Here is a 17,387-nt window from a genome sequence, read left to right on the forward strand (position 1 = left end):
TTGGTTTAGTCAGGCATGGTGGTAAGGTTCATATGGTCGACTGGTTATGGTATGGGCTTATGCTCCGGTGAAAGATCCATCGATGGTTTTAAAGCGATTCCGGGCATAACGTGAACACAGATGAGGAGAGAGCGTCTGCGCTGATGTTATTTTCGGAAGGCAATACTCGGTAGAGTAGACTTCAAGATCCTTTGCGAAAGTAGAAGAAAAACACAAAAAATAGATTCTGGGGAGTGGAACACATGTCAGGCATTGAAAAAAATGAAACACTTCGCGTCATTAGCGAACGCCATGCTGTCAAAAAGTACGAAAAAGGGTTTGTATTGCCTGAAGCTGATCTCAATGCGATTTTGACAGCAGCTGCGGAAGCACCATCTTCATGGAACCTGCAACACTGGAGATTCCTCGTCATTGAATCCGAAGCAGACAAAGCGAAATTGCTGCCAGTTGCTTACGGTCAAAGTCAGATCGTGGAAAGCTCAGTTACCATTGCTGTTCTCGGAGATTTGGAAGCGAACCGTAACACTGTAATCTACGATCATGCTGTTGAAGCAGGCGCACTGACTGCTGAGGTTCGTGACGCATTGGTTGGACAGATCAACGGTGCTTACCAAAGCCCGCAAATCGCTCGCGATGAAGCGATCCGTAATGCATCCTTTGCTTCCCAAAATATCATGCTTGCTGCACGCTCCCTGGGTTACGATACTTGTCCAATCGGTGGATATAATCCACAAAAACTGATTGAAACCTTCAACATTCCTGCACGGTTTGTGCCAACGTTGCTGATCACTGTAGGTAAAGCAGCGCAGCCAGCTCGCCCGTCAGGACGTTTACCGTTGTCTGAGGTTGTTGTTAAAGGTTCTTTCTAGGTTAGAACTTTCTAAGTTATAAAGCTACAATCTGATGATTGCATCAGTGATATACGTATAATACAAACAGCCGCGCTTTCCTGCTGAGGGAAGGTGCGGCTGTTTGGCATATGGGGGCTGTATGGAAAAGTCCACTCACGGTGACTCCACTTGAGCGGATTCACCACTCAAGTGAATTCGTGGTTTCCACCATGAAATGATTACTTTTCAGGTATTTCCGGGATTTGCGGTGCATGGAACGATTCCATGTATTCAATTGCGTTATACATCATCACTGCTGCTTCGGCACGAGTAATCGTTTGTTTCGGTTTGAAGTTGCCGTCGGCATCCAGTTCATTAATTTTGAGAACGATTGAACGCTGAATGGCGCCTTGATACGCAGGGGTAAGTTCCTTTTCATCGGTAATGTCCACAGGTTTGATATTAATCATCGGCAGACCGCCTTTGGCCTCGATGCCTTGCATCAGGAACAGGGTGAATTGTTCACGAGTGAGTGGTTTGGACGGATCGATATCCTGTGACATCTGAATGCCATTATATTGGGCGCGGATAAATGCATCACTATACCACACGCCATCTTTTACAGCAGAGAAGTAGTCACTGGGTACCGGCATTTTGATAAACCGAATCGTATCCAGATTCAGATTCAGTCCGTCCGCAATCAGTTGAATGCCCTGGGCGTTATTTAACTCCAGTTCAGGTTTGAACAAGCTGTCGCTCACACCTTTGATGAATCCATCCTGATGGAGAGATTCGATTTTGTCTGCTCCTGTGATACCTTGAATATCCGTGAATTGGGCCTGCGCAGCGTTGATCGGGCCTGCACTTAGAGACAGCGTGAGCAGAGCTCCCGCAGTTAATGTAGCTAGTATATTTTTTTTCATAATAGGTTCGCCTCACTTTTCCAGGGATGATCCCTTTATATAAAAGTTATTTGCCCCTATAGACGACCCTACTGTTCAAAAGGTTGCTGAAATTTTCCAATGGAGTAGATAACCATTCCAAAAGATTTTAGTTGAAGAACTTGTGAAGCATACGGCATCTATCCTTTGGATTTATTTCGATAATCCGTGGGTGAACGTCCCATCATTTTGCTGAACAGACGGGAGAAGTAGTAAGGGTCCTTGAATCCAAGCTCGGAACTGATCTGCTTCACAGTCCAATCGGTAAAATCCAGATAGCGGCAGGAATGCTGGATCTTGAGCCGCAGGAAATAATCGATGGGTGAATGCCCGGTCGCTTGCTTGAACAACTGTGAGTAATGAGGGACAGACAGCCGGGCATGTGCCGCCAGTTCCTTGAGGGTGATTCCGTTCTCCAGGTGCTCCAGCATGTATTGAACGGATTGTTCTGCCGCACGTTTGCTGCTCACAATCCCACCATCTGTTCCTGTCGTCTCCGGTCCATAAGCGAGCATACCAAGCATATAACCGATAATCTGGGAGGCATATGTCATCGTCTGCATGGAGTAACCCGTCTCTAGCGCGCCGTAACATTCATGGAACAGCTCGAGCCATTTTTGGGCCTTGGTCGGTGGCATCGTAGTAATATGATGGGTTAGCAATGGTTCTATGTAGGTTAAAGCGTGTTCCCCGCGCAGATGAATCCAGAAGATACTCCATGGTTCAGCTACGTTGGCACCATACACATGAGGAATATGTGCAGGCAATACGACAAGGTTTCCCGGGCGGACATCATATGTCTTGCTGCCCTCCATCGTATACCAACCTGTGCCTTGGGCACAGTACATCAGAATGTGTGATTCACAACCATCGGGACGGTCACGGTAATGATGTTCCGCTTCGTGAAAGTAACCGATATCGGTAACGTATAATCCGGACGTGGCCGGATAAGCTGCGGTTTCTTGCAGCAGTGAGTCTGGAAGCACCATGAGTTTTTGCATACGAAATCCGTCAGATTTACGCTGTAGGGGTGGTCTGTTGTTAGGTCTCATACTTTGTATTATGGTGAGCGGGGGTAAGGGAGTCAATGACAGATATGAGAGCGCTGAGCGGAGTTATTCTGAATATAGAAAGCCACGTTACAGGAAGTGAAGCAGTTGCCCGTGAATTGGGTAAGTACATCATAGTGGGAAGAATAAGACCAGAGAATATATAGGATAAGGGAGAGATTGAGATATGGAACCAGTCACAACTCAGGAAACACTTTTCTATACAGGTACGTATGCGTCAGCGGAAGAACCAGGAATATTTCTATGTGCGTTGAATGCGGATACAGGAGAGATGCGAATCGTCAATCACATGGATGGTGTGAATAATCCGTCTTATCTGGCGCTATGCCCGGATGGCAACTGTCTGTATGTGGCGAGTGAGACGGACGAGGGAGAGGTGTTGGTGTATCGCAGAGATGCGGCAACGAGTGAACTGCACCTGATGGATCGAAAGCAGACCCGTGGAGCTTCTCCATGTTATGTGTCTGTCTCGAAGGATGGTCAGTGGGTGTTCTCATCCAACTATAGCAGCGGCAGTGTCAATGTATTTCCGGTAGGCGATCAGGGGACGCTTGGTGAGATGAGTGCATGGGTGGAGCACACGGGAAGTGGAATCAACGAAGATCGCCAGGAAGGGCCGCATGCACACTCCATTCAGCCAGATCCGTCCGGACAGTATGCTGTCGTATGTGACCTCGGTCTGGATCAGATCATTGTGTATCGGTTGGAAGAAGGACGTCTGGTAACCCATCGTGAGATGGATCAGCCACCAGGCGCAGGGCCAAGGCATCTTGTGTTCCATCCCAACTCGAAGTGGGCATATGTCATCAATGAATTAAACAACACGGTTACGGCATTCCTATACGATGAGCGCAGAGGGGAATTCACTACGGTGCAGCACATATCCACACTTCCAGAAGGGCATAAAGGCGAGGGTACCGCTGCGGACATCCGTGTATCTCCATGTGGACGTTTCCTGTATGCATCCAATCGGGGAGATGACAGCATCGTACTCTACCATATTGACCAAGAGAGCGGTGAGCTGGAAGCCGTAGAGTGGACGTCCACGATTGGGCAGACACCGCGTAACTTCAATATTTTGCCGGGTGGGATTCTGGTCGTGGCGAATCAGGATAGCAATAATCTCGTAGGTTTCCAGATCAGCGAAGAAGACGGACGTTTGACACATAACGGGTTCAAGCTGGAACTGCCTCGTCCGGTATGTGTTGCGCCTGTGGTATAAGTTGTAATTATATAAGTCGAAGGAGAAATCCTTCGGCTTTTTTATATGCCATCCATTGAATTACTAAATTAGACCTATAGATGGAATTATATGTTTAATTTAAAATAAATATATTAAAGCGCTTACACAGAAAATGGCGCTACAAGGGCAGCGGGCTTACCACTACAATTGGGGAGGCAATTGTTTATGGGAAAAGGATCATCGTTGTGGAAGCGCACATTACGTACAGCCGGAGTATCCCTGCTGAGTTCCGCGTTACTGGTCACTTCGCTAGGCCTTGGCAACACGCCAGTAACACATGCAGCGGGTGCAAGACAGATGGAATATCTCGATCGCGGTGTGGTGGCTGTGAAGACGGGGACAGGTGTTTTTGTCAGTTGGCGGCTTCTGGGTACGGAAGGTTCGAATGTATCGTTTAACGTCTATCGGGACGGAACCAAGGTGAACGCTACACCCATAACGAACAGCACGAACCTTCAGGATGCAAGCGGGACAAGCAGTTCCAAATACACAGTTCGCGCAGTAGTCAGTGGAACGGAGCAGGCTACTTCAGCGGCAGCAAGCGTATGGGGCAACAACTATCTATCTGTACCGCTGAGTGTACCCGCTGGTGGGACAACACCTGATGGAGTAGCCTACACTTACAGTGCTAACGATGCTAGTGCAGGTGACCTGGATGGTGATGGTGAGTATGAATTGATCGTGAAGTGGGACCCCTCCAACTCCAAGGATAACTCTCAGAGCGGTTATACCGGAGAAGTGTTTATCGATGCCTACAAATTAAACGGAACACGCCTCTGGCGAATTGGTTTGGGCAAAAATATCCGTGCCGGCGCTCATTACACCCAGTTCATGGTGTACGATCTCGACGGTGATGGCAAAGCCGAAGTTGCGATGAAAACAGCCGATGGCACCAGGGATGGCACTGGCGTGGTCATCGGGGATGCCAGCAAGGATTACCGCAATTCCAGCGGTTATGTATTATCTGGCCCCGAATTCCTGACGGTTTTCAATGGGCAGACTGGCAAAGCGCTCTCCACGGTGAATTACGAACCGGCGCGTGGCAATGTATCCGACTGGGGAGACAACTATGGCAACCGGGTGGACCGGTTCCTTGCTGCCATTGCTTATCTGGATGGGGAGCGCCCAAGCCTGGTCATGGCCCGTGGATACTACACCCGCACAGTACTGGTCGCGTATAACTGGCGGAATGGACAGCTGACCAAACAGTGGACATTTGATTCCAATACCTCGGGCAATTCGGGTTATGCCGGACAGGGCAATCACAATCTGAGTGTGGCGGACGTAGATGGAGATGGGAAAGACGAGATTGTCTATGGCGCCATGGCGGTGGATGATAACGGCAAAGGCTTATATACGACAGGGCTTCATCATGGCGATGCCATGCATCTGAGTGACTTGGACCCTGACCGCCCTGGACTTGAGGTGTTTCAGGTCCATGAGACACCGTCCAATGCCGGAGTGGAATTCCGTGATGCGGGTACAGGCCAATTAATCTGGGGAGTCAAAACAACGAAGGATATTGGACGCGGCATGGCAGCAGATATTGATCCAAGATATAAAGGTGCCGAAGTGTGGGCAGACGGCAGCCTGTACACAGCCAAAGGGCAGAAACTCGGGACAACCCTGCCTTCCTCCACGAATTTTGGGATCTGGTGGGATGGCGACCTGCTCCGTGAACTGTTGGACAGCAACCGAATCGACAAGTGGAATTATACCAACAGCACAACGATGAACCTGCTCACCGCATCCGGCGTTTCTTCCAACAACGGAACCAAGTCTACACCGAATCTGCAGGCCGATCTCTTCGGGGACTGGAGAGAGGAAGTCGTGTGGCGGACCAATGACAGCTCAGCACTGCGGATCTATACCACAACAGCAGTTACCGACAAACGCATCTACACGCTGATGCATGATCCGGTGTACCGTCTTGGCGTCGCTTGGCAAAATGTAGCCTATAATCAGCCGCCGCACACCGGCTTTTATCTGGGCGAAGGCATGAACCCACCACCGGTACCGAATATCCGGTATGCGGGCAGATGAGGAATGGACAAGGTGTGGCTGACCAACTCCGCACATGTTTATCGTAAACAGCGAAGCATGGGATTCGCTGAAGGGAACAACGGCCGATGGTTCGTTGTTCCTCTTTTTTTTGCCAATGGTGCAGAAATCCGGTAAAAATCGGAAAAAACGTTTGACAGGTATATAGACTGCCTTTATTATACGTATATAACTTACTAAACAGGTAGGAATAATAAAACATGCAACCTGAACAGAATAACGTTCTCACCGTATAGACGGAGGAACACCGCAGCGCATCCTTTCCGGATGAAAGCATACACGGCCCAGGGCCGGCATGACTTTATGGGGAGAAGTGCGCGGGGGTTCCTCCGTCTTCTTGTTTTTTACGGGGCGTTCGATCCTGTTCAGCCGGCCTGAGGTAGTCATGCAGATTGATATCGGGGGAGTGTTTTTGATGAAAAAGAGAATTCACAAGGGTATTCTGGTTGGTCTGGCACTGGTGTTAACAGGGGTACTGGCAGCATGTGGGTCGGATAGCGGCGGGTCCAGTGCAGCAGGAACATCGGGGGGAGCGGAAGGTGGCAAGGAAGGGACTAAGCCTATCGAACTGCTGAATGTTTCCTACGATCCAACACGGGAACTCTATGAGCAATATAACAAAGCGTTTGCGGCGCATTGGTTGAAAGAGAAGGGCCAGGAAGTGACGATCAAGCAATCCCACGGGGGATCGGGCAAACAGAGTCGTTCGGTTATCGACGGACTGGATGCAGACGTGGTGACACTGGCATTGGGATACGATATTGATGCGATTGAAGATAAAGGTCTGATTAACGAAGGCTGGCAGGACAAATACGAGCATAACAGCTCTCCGTATACCTCTACGATTGTATTCCTTGTACGTAAAGGCAATCCCAAAGGCATCAAGGACTGGGATGATCTGATCAAAGGGGATACCCAAGTCATCACCCCGAATCCCAAAACGTCCGGCGGGGCACGCTGGAATTATCTGGCGGCATGGGGGTATGCCCTTAAGCACAATAACAATGATGAAGAGAAAGCGAAGGAATTCGTTGGTGAATTGTTCAAACATGCGCCTGTGCTGGATTCGGGTGCTCGCGGATCTACGACAACGTTTGTTGAACGTGGCATTGGGGATGTGCTACTTGCCTGGGAGAATGAAGCTTTCCTATCGGTAAAAGAGCTGGGTCCGGACAAATTCGATATTGTCGTGCCTTCGGTTAGTATCTTAGCAGAACCCCCGGTTGCGATTGTGGACAAAAATGCAGACAAAAAAGGAAGCCGCGACGTGGCGGATGCCTACCTGAAATATTTGTACAGTGAAGAAGGACAGACGATTGCCGCTGAAAATTATTACCGCCCAACGCTGGACAGCGTGGAGGAAAAATTCAAAGATCAGTTCCCGGCGCTTGAACTGTTCACATTGAAAGATGTATTCGGTACATGGCGGGATACTCAGGCCAAACATTTCAATGATGGTGGTATCTTCGACCAGATCTATGTTCCAGGCAGCTAAGATTGCTCTGTTCATAGAAGACCCGATCAATCGCGCTGTAAGCGGCCAACCAGCCTTACCGGCTGAAGGCAGAGAGGATGAACGTACATGAGCAAGGTGATGTTGGCGAGGAGACGCACATTGCCGGGATTCGGATTAACGATGGGTTACAGTGTGCTCTACCTGAGCCTGGTTGTACTTATTCCATTGGCGGCGCTGTTGTTTAACTCAACAGGGCTGACATGGGCAACCATGATTGAGGTTGCGACCAATCCCAGGGTGCTGGCTTCCTTCCAGGTCAGCTTCCTAACCGCAGGTACAGCGGCCCTGATCGATCTCGTGCTGGGGCTGCTCCTGGCATGGGTGCTTGTTCGGTATGAATTCCCGGGCAAAAGGCTATTCGATGCGGTTATTGATCTGCCTTTTGCCTTGCCAACGGCGGTAGCGGGGGTAGCCCTCACGGCGATCTATGCCGGCAATGGCTGGATTGGACAATTTGTAGAGCCTTTGGGTATTAAGCTCGCATACTCCCAGGCTGGGATTACGCTGGCGCTGATGTTTATCGGCATTCCGTTCGTGGTTCGTACGGTGCAACCGGTATTGGAGGAGCTGGAGGCGGAGGTGGAAGAAGCGGCTGCCACACTGGGCGCAGGAAGATGGCGGATATTCCGTACGATTCTGCTGCCGGATCTGATTCCGCCACTATTGACCGGGTTCGCTCTGGCATTTGCCCGGGGCATTGGTGAATACGGCTCCGTTGTATTTATCTCAGGTAATATGCCGATGAAAACAGAGATTGCGCCCTTGCTGATCATGGCCAAGCTGGAGCAGTTCGATTATGCAGGCGCTACAGCGGTAGCTTTGCTGCTGCTTCTGGTTTCTTTCATCCTGCTGCTGATCATTAATTCTTTGCAACGTTGGAGTCGGAAGGCGGGCAAGGCATGACGATGGAGCATGATGGAATAAGGATATTTAAAGACGTCACTTACCCATACCAAAGGAGGTGCAGCATATGGCGGGTTCCGTTCCACTGAGTCCTGTTCCACCCGTTAAGACTGGCCGTGGAACGAACCGTGCAACAACGGAAGCTCCATGGGTCAAATGGTTATTGATCGGACTTGCAAGTCTGGTGTTATTGTGGCTGCTTATTCTGCCGCTGGTGATCGTGCTCATGGAGGCCCTGAAACAGGGTTGGGGTGTATACATTGCCGCTCTTACCGAGCCGGATGCCATGTCTGCACTGAAACTCACGTTACTGGTTGCGGCGATTACGGTGCCGCTGAATACGATATTTGGTGTGGCTGCTGCCTGGGTCATTACCAAGTTCCAGTTCAAAGGCAAGGGACTCATGATCACCCTGATTGATCTTCCCTTTTCGATCTCACCTGTGGTGGGCGGCTTGATCTTTGTATTGGTCTTTGGTTCGAATGGGTGGTTTGGGCCATGGCTGTCCGAACATGATATCAAAATCATTTTTGCGCTGCCAGGCATTGTCATTGCAACACTGTTTATTACCTTCCCCTTTGTAGCCAGGGAGTTAATTCCACTAATGGAGGACCAAGGAACCCGGGAAGAGGAAGCAGCGGTTACGCTGGGTGCTTCCGGGTGGCGAATCTTCTGGAGTGTAACCTTGCCCAACATCAAATGGGGGCTGCTGTACGGTATTATTCTGTGTAATGCCCGTGCCATGGGTGAGTTCGGAGCGGTATCTGTGGTGTCCGGACATATCCGCGGAGAGACCAATACGCTGCCGCTACATGTGGAGATTTTGTATAACGAATATCAATTCTCAGCTTCGTTTGCCGTAGCGTCACTGCTCCTGATTCTGGCTCTCGCCACGTTGTTGCTCAAGAGCTGGCTTGGTCACAAAGCGGTTTCGGAAAAGTGATACAAAGCGGATCAATTTCATATTATGGGAAGAAGAAAATACAGATTGACAGCTACTGGAAGCCCTGCTAATGTATAAACCAAGTATATAGGTTGGATAAGAATGATTTATAAATCAGTTGCATGACAACGGACTAAGGAATATGGCGGGCAGTAGCCCGAGAAGAGGAGGCGGCTCTATGGCTAAGCCGTTAAAAGTGGATGAGGTATGGTTGGACCGAATTGCCGGACAGCTGAATGACATGGAGTTTGGTTCTTTACACATCGTGGTGCACGAAGGTCAGATTGTGCAGATGGAGCGAACCGAACGCAAGCGTTTTGAGAACACATCCTCAGGCAGCACCTCCAAATCCGGAAGCACGGCACGAAGCAGTTCAGCCCGTTCACTGCGCGGATCGAATGCGAGTGCGAAGGGATAGAGAGTGACGTTGCGTCAGGGAAGCAAGGATGGTAGTGTAGTGGATTTTTGATGTGACGCTTCCAATACGTCCTACCTATTGCGTGCGACTTGTTCCCTTATGCTCCTTATACCAATGATTCGCTTCAAGCAGTACCTGTTGCCCACCTGCATCCTTAAATTCTTCCACAAAAGTATCGAAATACCCCACAGGCTGATCGCCGGTGATGATAGAGATATACGCTCTGTCTCTCATGCGAATCAACTCCGATGAATATTGAATCAGGGCAGGGGTTGCAACCTCCAGGCGATTATAGATACCATTCTCTGTCAACCCTGCAGATGCAGCCCACTGTTCACGTTTGTCCGAGGGGGCACCTGGAACCATCATGCCAATACTTGAGCCGATCATATTCGTATAATTCTCCATTCGGTTGTATGGGCGAAGCAAATGGAACGATTTTGAATCTTCAGCGCTCCAATCCCAGTGCTTTCCTGGAAGGCCATACTCCATTTTGATCTGCTCGACCGGATCGGGGTTGGCACTTACATAATCGAGTATCTCCAAGATTTTCTCCAGTTTTCCCGGCTCGTTTGCAGCCTCAGCGCCTATAGCAATAAAATTCATCAGCAGATTATTCCCTTTGGAACCGCTATGTCCATCAGGACCTATAACCGGAGAACCGAATACAATCTTGGCGGCTGCATTCTTCTGTAGTAGTTCACTGACATTGAAGGAGGGTTTCACCGGAGTTTCCTCGCCATTTTCATTGAGGACACTGTAATCTCCCTCTTGATTCCAATGATAGTAATTTCCCATCGAGGTCATCCCGATTTTACCATTAATAAAAGCATGGGACAGATGTTTATAGCCGCCTTTATTCTCTCCCGTGATAAACTCAGGATCAATAATTCCATCCCGATACCATTTCTGTATATACTCCAAGGCTTGTTTCATCTCAGGCTCCAAAGCGCCGATCACGAGTTGGTTGTTTTTTTCATTAAAATAAAGCTGCTCGGTAAAAACAGATTGTCCAAAGGCGCCAAACACGACATTTAAGCCCTCTCTGGATAGCCCATACGTATCCTGTTTGCCATTACCGTCCGGATCATCTTTAGCAAAAGCATACATGACCGCTTCGAATTCATCTAATGTTTTCGGAACGTCCAGACCCAGCCTTTTAAGCCAGTCCTCCCGGTATACGACAGGAGTCCGATAGATGTTGGTCTGATTGATGACCGGAATTCCATAGATGCTGCCATTTATTTTTCCGTACTCCAAATAACGTGAGTCATAATCACGAATTCGCTGTACAATATTTGGCGCATATTGTTCAAGTGCTTCAGGAGGAATCTCCGCTAACACGCCTTGCATTTGATACTTAAGCAGATCATGTGGTTGCCTGATTCGGAACAGATCCGGTATTTTTCCCTGAGCCAGCTCCAGGTCCAGCAGTTCCTCGTACCGCTTGTTCTCAAGGTTCCACACCTCCAGATCGATATCAAACCGATCCTCAATATAGGCAATCATCTCCGCGTCCTCAGGAACAGGGATATTCTGATGCATGGTCCAGGATATCGTATACTGTGGTACTGTATTCTTCTCAGCGCTTGCTAGATTTTCCTGCTGCACTTGTGCTGTTTCTCTCCCTAGAAAGGTACACCCACTCATCAATCCTATAAGAATAGATGTAGCAATCAATAGACATAACTTTCTTAAAAGGTTTATGTTCATAGCAGCTCCTTTCCTAATTTTAAATTCTATATAGGTTCAATCAAATAATATTTACACGGACACTCCGATGACAGAACAACCTTCCGATCGCTGTTATTCCCAGATTTCTTTTGATCCCTCTTCTAAAGGGGTGAAATCCGGGAATAAAGGCGAACGCTTCGCTTCTTCAGGTTCTTTCTGTCCTCTCCGTTTTTGTGTAAATGTTAAATTCAACCTATATAGATTACTGCTCCATTAGACTGCGCATGAAGTTTTTTGGCGTACAGCCGTGAATTTCTTTGAACTTCTTAATGAAATAGGCAGGAGTGCGGTAACCGACCGTACTTGCGACCTGCTCAACCGTAATTTCACGCTGTGTCATGAGTTCCCGGGCGCGTTCCATTCGCTGATTCGTAACATATTCGGAATAGACAATCCCGGTTTCTTCTTTGAAGAGTTTACTGAGATATTTAGGGCTGATGAATACTTGCTCTGAGACATGATCCAGCGTGAGATCGCCCGACAAGTGCTCGTGAATATAGGCTTTGACCGCCGATATGGTATCCACACTCCGTACCTCGCTTCGTTTCTCCATGTGCATCACAAATTCAGTCACGAGATGGATCATCCATTCCGAATAGCGATTGATATTGTAGAACAATGAAAATTGCTTGTACAAATTCAATGAACTCGCCTCGGCAGGTTGCAGGCGCATCTGTTGAATACATTCAGCGTATATAGATACCGTTTTTAATAAGATGATACGACTGTATTCGGCTGAATAGGAGCCTTCCTTTATTGCCACTACCAATTCCTGAATGGCCTGGACCGAACCTTGCATATCCCGAGTCTGCAATTTTTTCTCGAAATTAATGAGATATGATTCCGGAATCTCCAGACCGCTGGCTTCCCTGTTCAGCAGATCAAGATCCTGAATGGCAGACTGATCGGGAAAGAAGTAGGCGTATCGAATCAAGGCATTCGCCTGATGATAGCTTGTGTGAATCTTCGTGAAGTGCTCTACCCAGCCGCCTAACGAAAGTACAAATTCAAGACCAAATCTGCTTCTTGCCTCCGTGTGAATAAAGTTAATAATGTGATCAGAGAGAGGTTCCTCGGATTGATTGGTACAGATGATTACACCGATTTTGTGATCCTGCAATTCCTCTGCGAGCAGCTTTGTTTCTTCCATGTCTGCCATCTCAAGTTGCTGAATCATCGTGTACAACGTATGCTGCAACTGTCGTGGCTGTAGATCTTTCCACTTCTCATTGACGGGGTCAATGACGATGCAGCGGAAGCGGGAGTAATCCATTGAAATATGCACAGATTGCAGTTGCTCTGTCAGCTCTTCCGGTGTAAATCGGTTATTCAACATGTTCAGCATGATACTATGCTTAATCATCTTATGATTGGCCTGCAAGGTTTCTTCAAGACTATCAACTTTATTGGACAGACTGTTAAACGTTGTATCGATGAACCGGTATTCGTCCTGCTTGAGGCTGGTTGGGCTATCCATCCGGCTCCTGATGTTATTCAGGATTTGTTTTAGTGGACTATAGTTGGCCCTGGTGAAAATGGACGACATCGCGATCCCAACCGCTACAGCCAATAAGCCTAGAAGAACTGAAATTTCCTTCAAGCTATCCAGCTTATAGTAGAAGCTCTCATTAGGCGTGGTCGTATAGATTCGCCATGCATTTCCTTTAAATTGATCTTGCGTAACGACAGAAGAGTCATGGTTAAATACAGGCGCGAAGTTCTCATCTGAAGAATGAAGAGAGAGCAGTGACTGAGTCAGATTCTCTTCCGTAGCACTGCCTATTAACGTTTTGTCTGCGGCAGAGATGACAGTTCCATCCTGATCGATGATTAATGTATTCGCATAATCAGCAGGGAGCATATTTTTAATGATCTGACTGATTGCTGACTCTTTGATATCAATCGCAATCATGACCTTGCTGTCTTTTCCAGAAGATTGAAACGGGTAACTGTGGACATAGGAAATGATAGGGCTCATGTTGCTCTGTCCCCGCGATTCGATATATGCATCCTGAGGAACCATGCGAGTCTGCATCCATAAGGAGCTTTCTTCGGTTTCTTTCATCGCAGCAATCCATTCCGTCGTATGATCCGCACTTGAAGGCGTGTCCTCATAGAGCATCAGCCCATATATAGATGAGACAACGAAGTGGTTCTTAGCATCGTACACATGAATAGCTTCAATGAGATCGGAATAATTTTGCACCATATTTATGAGGGACTGTTCGATGTCCAAAATTTTGCTGTGGTTTCCTTTTAAGCTATCCAAATTAATATTTGCAGCGTTACCGAGTACCAGGGACAGGTAGACCTGATTCACCTTCTGGATTACTGAGCTCTCAATAGTATTAACCGTGCTTTTCAGCGACAATTGATTATTGATTCGGATCTCTTTGCTGTATTGATGGGAGAAGAAGAGATAGAAAATGGAGCCGAAAAGAAGCGCAATGACAAGAACGACAGTGAGGTAGGAAAGAACCATCTTGGATCTCACAGACTGAAATGGCTTACGCACCCTTTTTCCCCCTTCAATTCCTCATATCTGAACAACTTCATCATTATATAGCAGGCCGAGGACAAGAAATCATGTTGACCGAAATTTAACAAACGTCTTGCTCATATTTTACACCAATTTAATAAAGCGTTTACATAAAAAGATATCTTAATTAACGAAACTAGTATTTCCTCTGTTTTTTGGGGGTGGAAATCATCGGAACGTACGATTTTGATATAAAACGGAATATGTTCTATAGATGCGAAATGCTCCCTAATGCTACATTAACGGCAGATCAGACATCTGGATAGAGACTTTCGTCCTCATATGCTGACGCAGAAGTGAAAATGAATTTACGATTAGGGGAGCGTGTATTAGTAAGCCATGAGAAAACCACTTAAAAAGTCACTGGCACTACTTCTAATGTTGTCTATGGTAGGTCCGACGTTTGCAGAGAAGAGTTTTGCAGCCGATCAGAAGATTCAGTTCTCCGATATTAAGGGACACTGGGCGGAAGCAAATATTCAAGCATGGGGCGATGAAGGATTAATTCGGGGCTACCTGGATCGTTCATTCAAACCGAACACGTATATTACCAGAGCAGAATTTATGAATTTGGTAAATGGAGCGTTTGGATATTCCGGACAAGCTGAAGTTACCTTTAACGATGTGTCGGAGAGTGCGTGGTATTACGAAGCAGTTTCGATCGCAAATGCGAATGGATATATAGATGGATATGCGGATGGCACCATGAAGCCGCAAGATCCGATTACACGTCAGGAAGCAGCTAAAGTCATTGCTGGTATTCTAAATTTGGAGTCGAATGAAACAGCAGCAAATGTATTTAGCGATTCATCTTCTATTGCGGCGTGGAGTAAGGGGGCTGTAGGTGGAACTGCTGCAGCGAAAATTATTGCCGGATATGCAGATGGAAGCTTCAAGCCGCTTGATTCCATTACTCGTGCCGAAGCCGTGTCAGCACTCGTTAAGGCGGTAGAAGCAGATGCGACTACGGCTGCCAAACCAGCTAAGCCAAAAGGAACGGCAGCCGTACTGAATGTTAATCCTCCAGCAGATGAAGCCCGGTTGTCCGCCGTGAAGGACGGAGCCAATGCTGGAGACGACACCTTGAAAAATATTGCGGAAACCAATCCGTTTATTGATATTTTGGACGGTTTTGATCAAGTATGGTCCATGAATCAAGCAGATTGGAGAGACGGAACAGCGGCAACCAAAATTGGGGCTGACGGGAAGAATGCAAAGTATGGAGATGGACCGTCCCCCTATTATGACGGCTTTAAGAATGATCCAACCGTACCCGTCGCTGATCAGAAAACATATGCAAATGAAGAGATCCGAAACAAAGCGACTTGGGAAGCCAATATCAGATATGTAGAGAAGGTCACACAAAACCGCACGGATGAGGAGGCTTTGGCAGCCTATTATGATGATCAAAGGGATAAGATCTATAGTGTGATGGAGGGCTTTGGTCCGTTGGCTAACACGTATGTAGATATCATCAAGCCAAAGACAAACGTTGAACGAACGGTGGACGATATGAATAAGGTGTTGACCGAAGAAACGGTGGAAGATGAAAGCCAAGGTATTGGAGATTGGGATGCAAAAACGGAGCTTTCAGACCTGGTTAATTTGGTTGATCTGGTTCGATTCAAAATTCCTGCCTCATCTAATCCCTCTAAATATTTCTACTCTTCCCCAAGACCGTGGAGAATGAATTCCAATGGAGAAGTGAAAGAAGTTGTCGATAGCAAAGGGCTGCCTGTATGGGAAACCATGGGCGAAGGTGAGAAAAAAGAAGTACCTCTGGCTTCAGGCGGCACCAAATCAACCGGAGAAAAACATTACCAGCAATACGAAACTAACGTTAAGCTTATTCCTGCCTTAACTTATGTCAAACGAATTGCTGAGGATGGAAGAGGAAAAGATGGCGGATTCCCGAGCGGACATACCAGTGCAGCTTACTTATCCGTATTTCCTTTGGCATACGCTACGCCAGAACGATTCGCTGAATTGTTAACGAGAGCAGCTCAGTTGGGCGAGAATCGAGTCATAACGGGCATGCACTCACCGCTTGATGTTATAGGCGGAAGAATACAATCCACAGCCATGGCGGCATATGCACTTAATAAGGCTGAGAACAAAGATGTGTTAGCGAAAGGCTATGAGAATGCAGGAGAAGTATTTGGAGCTGCAGCCAAGGAAAAAAATATGAGTCTGTATGAGTATGCACACACCGTAACCGAAGATTACACGTTCAAGAGTGCTTACGATGAACACAAATGGGAAGATCATGATGCCAATAAAGCCTTCTATAGAGAGAAGATGACATATGGTCTACCACAAACAGGAACCAAAGGTTTGGCTCCCGTTGTACCGCAAGGAGCAGAAGCGCTGTTGGAAACACGTCAACCGTATTTAACAGATGAGCAGCGCAGACAAGTATTGTATACAACATCCATTGACTCTGGATATCCTGTACTGGATGAATCCAAGGGCTGGGGTAGAATTGATCTGGTCACGGCTGCGGATGGATACGGTGCATTCTTAAACAATGTAACTGTGGATATGGATGCTTCCAAAGGACGGTTTAATGCAGAAGACTGGTGGAGAAATGATATCACCGGCAGTGGAATGCTCACGAAAAAGGGAACAGGAACACTTACACTAACAGGAAAAAACAGCTACACAGGCGGAACCTTACTGCAAGCAGGAACACTGGTAGCTGAATCTGCAACGGCTTTTGGTACAGGTGATCTGTATGTAGAGAATGGAACAGTTGTTGTGAATGTGGATGGAGCATTAAACTTGAATAGAAACTTCACCATGGATAAGGGCACGCTGGAATTGGTTGTCGCTGATGGCAACAGTCAGCTGAATGTCGGCAGAAAACTCTATATTGATGGAGGAAGCCTGAATCTGGACTTGTCCAACTATAAGATTGAAGGCTCCAAAGATATTACGTTAATCACCGCGAATGGAATTACAGGTGAATTCGACAGTGTAACGGCAGATGGTTATAACGTTACGGTCACCTATGAAAAAGGTCGTATCATTGCACATGTTGCAGCCAAATAAGCAAAGTAATTAGTGCTAGCGTTCAATTCTTCGCAAGACAAAATTAGTAATATAGAAAAGGGCTGAAACTACAATGTAGTTTCGGCCCTTTTTGCGTACAGACTTGCAGAATGAAGATCGTGTCTTCAAACCTACTGA

Annotated in this window: 12 protein-coding genes; 8 read left to right on the forward strand and 4 right to left on the reverse strand. The window is 47.4% G+C overall.

Translation table 11 applies throughout. The features are described 5' to 3' along the window. Positions 1 to 242 precede the first annotated feature (242 nt). The gene (locus NLBNIHML_RS19975) at positions 243 to 869 is read left to right on the forward strand and encodes a nitroreductase family protein (RefSeq protein WP_339258580.1); all 627 of its coding nucleotides are present in this window, start codon (positions 243 to 245) and stop codon (positions 867 to 869) included. Between the two features lie 200 nt (positions 870 to 1,069). Here the strand turns inward: NLBNIHML_RS19975 and NLBNIHML_RS19980 are convergent, their stop codons facing one another. Both NLBNIHML_RS19980 and NLBNIHML_RS19985 read right to left on the reverse strand, forming a co-directional pair. Beyond that, positions 1,070 to 1,753 (reverse strand): S-layer homology domain-containing protein, encoded by a 684-nt coding sequence (locus tag NLBNIHML_RS19980; protein ID WP_339258582.1) that lies wholly within the window; start codon positions 1,751 to 1,753, stop codon positions 1,070 to 1,072. 158 nt (positions 1,754 to 1,911) lie between these two features. After that, on the reverse strand, positions 1,912 to 2,772 hold the full coding sequence (locus NLBNIHML_RS19985; RefSeq protein WP_339239291.1) for an AraC family transcriptional regulator: 861 nt from the start codon (positions 2,770 to 2,772) through the stop codon (positions 1,912 to 1,914). 235 nt (positions 2,773 to 3,007) lie between these two features. Here NLBNIHML_RS19985 and NLBNIHML_RS19990 point away from each other — a divergent pair, with 235 nt between their 5' ends. The 6 genes from NLBNIHML_RS19990 (at position 3,008) to NLBNIHML_RS20015 (ending at position 9,925) form a co-directional block, all read left to right on the forward strand. Further along, the gene (locus tag NLBNIHML_RS19990) at positions 3,008 to 4,063 is read left to right on the forward strand and encodes a lactonase family protein (RefSeq protein ID WP_339239293.1); all 1,056 of its coding nucleotides are present in this window, start codon (positions 3,008 to 3,010) and stop codon (positions 4,061 to 4,063) included. 186 nt (positions 4,064 to 4,249) lie between these two features. Then, positions 4,250 to 6,127 (forward strand): rhamnogalacturonan lyase, encoded by a 1,878-nt coding sequence (locus NLBNIHML_RS19995; RefSeq protein ID WP_339258584.1) that lies wholly within the window; start codon positions 4,250 to 4,252, stop codon positions 6,125 to 6,127. Between the two features lie 433 nt (positions 6,128 to 6,560). Further along, positions 6,561 to 7,640, forward strand: a complete 1,080-nt coding sequence (locus NLBNIHML_RS20000) for a sulfate ABC transporter substrate-binding protein (RefSeq protein ID WP_339258586.1) — start codon at positions 6,561 to 6,563, stop codon at positions 7,638 to 7,640. An 87-nt stretch (positions 7,641 to 7,727) separates the two neighbouring features. Further along, positions 7,728 to 8,564: a sulfate ABC transporter permease subunit CysT gene (cysT, locus tag NLBNIHML_RS20005; RefSeq protein ID WP_339258588.1), complete on the forward strand. Its 837-nt coding sequence runs from the start codon at positions 7,728 to 7,730 to the stop codon at positions 8,562 to 8,564. A 67-nt stretch (positions 8,565 to 8,631) separates the two neighbouring features. Continuing rightward, the gene (gene cysW, locus NLBNIHML_RS20010; RefSeq protein ID WP_339239297.1) at positions 8,632 to 9,507 is read left to right on the forward strand and encodes a sulfate ABC transporter permease subunit CysW; all 876 of its coding nucleotides are present in this window, start codon (positions 8,632 to 8,634) and stop codon (positions 9,505 to 9,507) included. A gap of 178 nt (positions 9,508 to 9,685) precedes the next feature. Further along, positions 9,686 to 9,925, forward strand: a complete 240-nt coding sequence (locus NLBNIHML_RS20015; protein WP_339258590.1) for a YezD family protein — start codon at positions 9,686 to 9,688, stop codon at positions 9,923 to 9,925. A gap of 75 nt (positions 9,926 to 10,000) precedes the next feature. On the opposite strand, the gene NLBNIHML_RS20020 is transcribed toward NLBNIHML_RS20015, so the two are convergent. Together NLBNIHML_RS20020 and NLBNIHML_RS20025 are read right to left on the reverse strand one after the other, a co-directional pair. After that, entirely contained in the window at positions 10,001 to 11,536 is a 1,536-nt protein-coding gene (locus NLBNIHML_RS20020) for an extracellular solute-binding protein (RefSeq protein WP_339258591.1), read from the reverse strand. Positions 11,537 to 11,861: 325 nt separating this feature from the next. After that, positions 11,862 to 14,174, reverse strand: coding sequence for a helix-turn-helix domain-containing protein (locus tag NLBNIHML_RS20025; RefSeq protein WP_339258593.1), 2,313 nt, complete (start codon positions 14,172 to 14,174; stop codon positions 11,862 to 11,864). A 363-nt stretch (positions 14,175 to 14,537) separates the two neighbouring features. Here NLBNIHML_RS20025 and NLBNIHML_RS20030 point away from each other — a divergent pair, with 363 nt between their 5' ends. Beyond that, entirely contained in the window at positions 14,538 to 17,249 is a 2,712-nt protein-coding gene (locus NLBNIHML_RS20030; protein ID WP_494352595.1) for an S-layer homology domain-containing protein, read from the forward strand. The last annotated feature ends 138 nt before the right edge of the window (positions 17,250 to 17,387 follow it).

Source organism: Paenibacillus sp. JNU01 (assembly GCF_059130585.1).